Origin of the sequence: Bacillus sp. GMs2/2, from assembly GCF_050172095.1 — a bacterium.
Lineage (GTDB): Bacteria > Bacillota > Bacilli > Bacillales > Bacillaceae_G > Bacillus_A > Bacillus_A cereus.
In genome coordinates this window covers 1-3,615 of record NZ_JBNLYE010000383.1, presented here as the reverse complement: position 1 = coordinate 3,615, position 3,615 = coordinate 1, and the positions used below count along the sequence as shown (strand labels likewise).

Sequence of the window (3,615 nt, the reverse complement as noted above, 5' to 3'; positions counted from 1 at the left end):
AATGAAAGTTTCTATAAAAAAATTTCCACCATTAGAAGTAGCATATATAAGACGAACTGGTAGCTACTTTGAACCACAAGATCACTGGGGAAAGTTACTGAATTGGTCAATTGAAAATAAACTTTATCCACCAGAGCAATCATTTATCGGAATATCATTAGATAATCCTGAACTTGTTGCAAGTCATAAGTGCCGGCATGATGCATGTGTTACGATTCCTGAAAACTTCGATAAAGAAAAGCATCATGATGTGCAATTTAAAAGATTAGATGGAGGTACATATGGTCTATACCAGTTCTATGATGAACCTCATAAATTAAGTGAAGCGTATCAATACATGTATGCGGAGTGGCTACCAAATAGTGAGTATGATGCAGATTATGATAGAGATAATTTAGAGTTTTGCTTAAATAATGTTGCTGAAGATCTAGACGGAAAGTTAAAGGTTAATTTATTTGTGCCAATTAAAAAGATATAAAAAACAAATAATTTCATTTGTAGCTTTAAAATGAAATTGGAATAGTAGTGAAAGAAAAACTTTTTTTGAAGATAATATTTCTAGCGTAGGAATTTAAGTATGTAGGTTGCAATGAAAGGAGAATCCACATGGATACATTTGTAAATGAAAAGTTTTATGAAACGAGAGATCAATTAGTTGAGGAAATTAATTTGTTGAGTGATGCTCAATTTAATAGGAAACCAGATAAGGATAAATGGAGTATTGCACAAGTTTGTCATCATTTAGTTTTATTAGATGAGAGAGTTATAACAGTTATTTCATCAGGATTAAAAAAGTTAGATAGTACCCAAAATGAGCGTAAAGAAATTCACACTATTTTATTAGATAGAACGAAAAAGTTTATAGCTCCAGAAATGATTGAACCAAGTATAGAACCATTTGAAGTGGAGCAAATGCTCAATATGCTAAACGAATCAAGAAAAGAATTGATGCGTTTCCTGAGTACAATAGAAGATGAGTCTATATTAGCGAAAAAAGCAGTGATGCATCCAGCTCTTGGAGAATTATCCCTTGATCAGTGGATAGAACTGATTTATTTACATGAACAGCGTCATATTTCACAAATAAAAGAGATAAAATTGCTTTGTGAAATTGAAAAGTAAAAATCATTCCCTATTTATTGATGCGTATTATAAACAGGGAAAACGGTTGATTCATATTGATTCAGAAGAAAACAAAAATAGAATGAAATTAGTTGAAAGTAACCAATAAGCTTAAGAAAATATGAAACTATCCGATTTTCTGTATAAGTGTAACCCCGTCTTAAATGAAGAGCGGGGTTATTTTTTTGGAAGTATTTTCATTGAGAAGGAAATACTTCGACAATGAAATTCAAAAAAATAATCATCATAACATATTTTATATGCGAATTTTAGTAAATTGAAATAATGATTTTATGATGATGAATGATATGTCCTTATTTTGAAAGTACTCTTCACACGCTTAAGGAAGGGGTATTCTGTCAGGAAACGATAAAATACAATTCTGTTAGGGGATGTATGCAATTTATTCTCTTTATTTTGCAACAGAACCACCTTCAAAATTATCTTTTGTAGTTGAAGTTTCCTGAATAATAAGTTACATTTTTAAAGTTCAAGCAACTTTATGAAAGTACAAAAAGGGGAGAAATATTATTATTATGCAAAAAATGAAATGGAAGAACTATGTATGTTACTTTGTAATTCTATTACTGCTTGGAACAGCAGTAATAGTCAAACCACCTATCTCTAAGGCTGAGGAATCTGAAGTTAATATCACATTGTTAGGTACTGCAGATATTCATGGTAGATTTATGCCTTGGGATTATGCGCTTGATGGAGCAAATATGAGTGGAAGTCTGACGCAGCTTTATACGGTTATAAAGAAGGTCCGTCAAGAAAATCCCAATACCATATTAGTAGATGCTGGGGATACAATTCAAGGAAACTCAGTAGAATTATTCAACGATAAACCACAATCGCCAATGATGGTAGCGATGAATACAATGGGATATGACGCCTGGGCATTTGGAAATCATGAATTCAATTTTGGATTAGATACATTGAAAAAAGTTAGTGAGCAATATAAGGGAAAAACGTTAGCAGGAAATATTTATAAGGAAAATGGAGAGCGCTTTCTTCCTGCATATACAATTGTAGAAAAAGGTGGAATTAAAGTTGGGATTATTGGTATGAATACACCAATGATTAGTGATTTTGAAAAAGGGACAGATCACTTAGATGGTTTAGTGGTGAAAAATCCGGTAGAAGAGACGAAAAAGGCAATTAAGGAATTAGAAGGTAAAGTAGATGTAATGGTAGGAGTTATGCATATGGGATTAGAAAATGAGAATGGTATCCCTGGTACTGGTGTTCAAGATATTGCAAATGCTTGTCCGGAACTAAGCGCTATTTTTGCGGCTCATATGCATAAACTTGTAAAAAAAGAAGTTGTAAATGGCGTAATTATTACAGAACCAGATAAATATGGAACACATATTTCACGTATTGACCTTACTTTTACAAAGCAAGATGGGAAATTGGTTTTAAAAGATAAAACTGCTACCGCTATACCAGTAAAAAATGCTGATGGAACAACGATATTATCTGATCCTACACTTGAAGAAACATTAACACCTTTTCACGAATATGCGAGAGGAGATGCAAATGTTGTAGTCGCTCAATTAAAGGGGAGAAATCTTGTTCCTGAAAATGAAATAAAAGGTATTCCAAGTGTTCAGATTCAAGAAACACCTTTATCAGATTTCTTTCATGAAGTCATGCTCTACTACAGTAAAGCGGATGTAGTAGCCCATCAAATTGATAATGATTATGCTCGTTTGGATATAGGTCCTATTAAGAAAAAAGATATTGCGTACAATTACCAATATGCCTTGGGAGAAATTACAGTATATAAGATTTCTGGAAAAGATTTAAAAGACTATATGGAATGGGCAGCAGGATATTTTAACTCATCTCGTGCCGGAGATGTAACCGTTAGCTTTGATAAAACCCGCCGTGCATCTAAATACAGTACGAACGATTTCTTTGGAGGCGTAAAATACGAAATTGACTTAACAAAACCATATGGAAGTAGAATTACAAATTTACGCTCTATTCGTACAAACAAACCAATCAAAACGAGCGATGTTATGACGCTGGGAATGAATGCATATAGAATGGAGGCTCTTCAGGCAAAAGGGGGAGCTTTAGAGGGGCGTAAGTTTGAACAAATTTGGTCATCTAAACAAGAGAATGCATTTGGAGAAACAGGTGGAACCATTCGTAACCTTGCTATTACATATTTAAAAGAGGTAAAGAACGGTGTATACACACCAAAAGTTATGCGTAATTGGAAAATTACTGGTGTAGATTTACATTCTTCAGAGCATAAGGCTGTAGTTGATCTTGTGAATAAAGGGATTTTAGAAATTCCAAAAACAGAAGACGGAAAATACACAAATATAGCATCTATAAATACGAAAGACTCAATTTCAAAAGAAGAAATTGTAGCACTCGCACAAAAAGCAAATATTAATCCAAATGAGTTTAATCATGCAAAGACAAAAGGTGAATTTTATAAAAAACTTAATAGGATTACTAAAAAAATATAAATTA

3 protein-coding genes are annotated in these 3,615 nt (G+C 32.8%); all 3 read left to right on the top strand.

Features of this window, described 5'->3' with window-relative positions; translation table 11 throughout:
• Position 1 precedes the first annotated feature (1 nt).
• The 3 genes from ACQGS6_RS24700 (at position 2) to ACQGS6_RS24690 (ending at position 3,611) form a co-directional block, all read left to right on the top strand.
• On the top strand, positions 2–478 hold the full coding sequence (locus tag ACQGS6_RS24700) for an AraC family transcriptional regulator (protein WP_426965755.1): 477 nt from the start codon (positions 2–4) through the stop codon (positions 476–478).
• A gap of 128 nt (positions 479–606) precedes the next feature.
• On the top strand, positions 607–1,122 hold the full coding sequence (locus tag ACQGS6_RS24695) for a DinB family protein (RefSeq protein WP_242784819.1): 516 nt from the start codon (positions 607–609) through the stop codon (positions 1,120–1,122).
• A gap of 536 nt (positions 1,123–1,658) precedes the next feature.
• Positions 1,659–3,611, top strand: coding sequence for a bifunctional metallophosphatase/5'-nucleotidase (locus tag ACQGS6_RS24690; RefSeq protein ID WP_001171078.1), 1,953 nt, complete (start codon positions 1,659–1,661; stop codon positions 3,609–3,611).
• Positions 3,612–3,615: the final 4 nt, after the last annotated feature.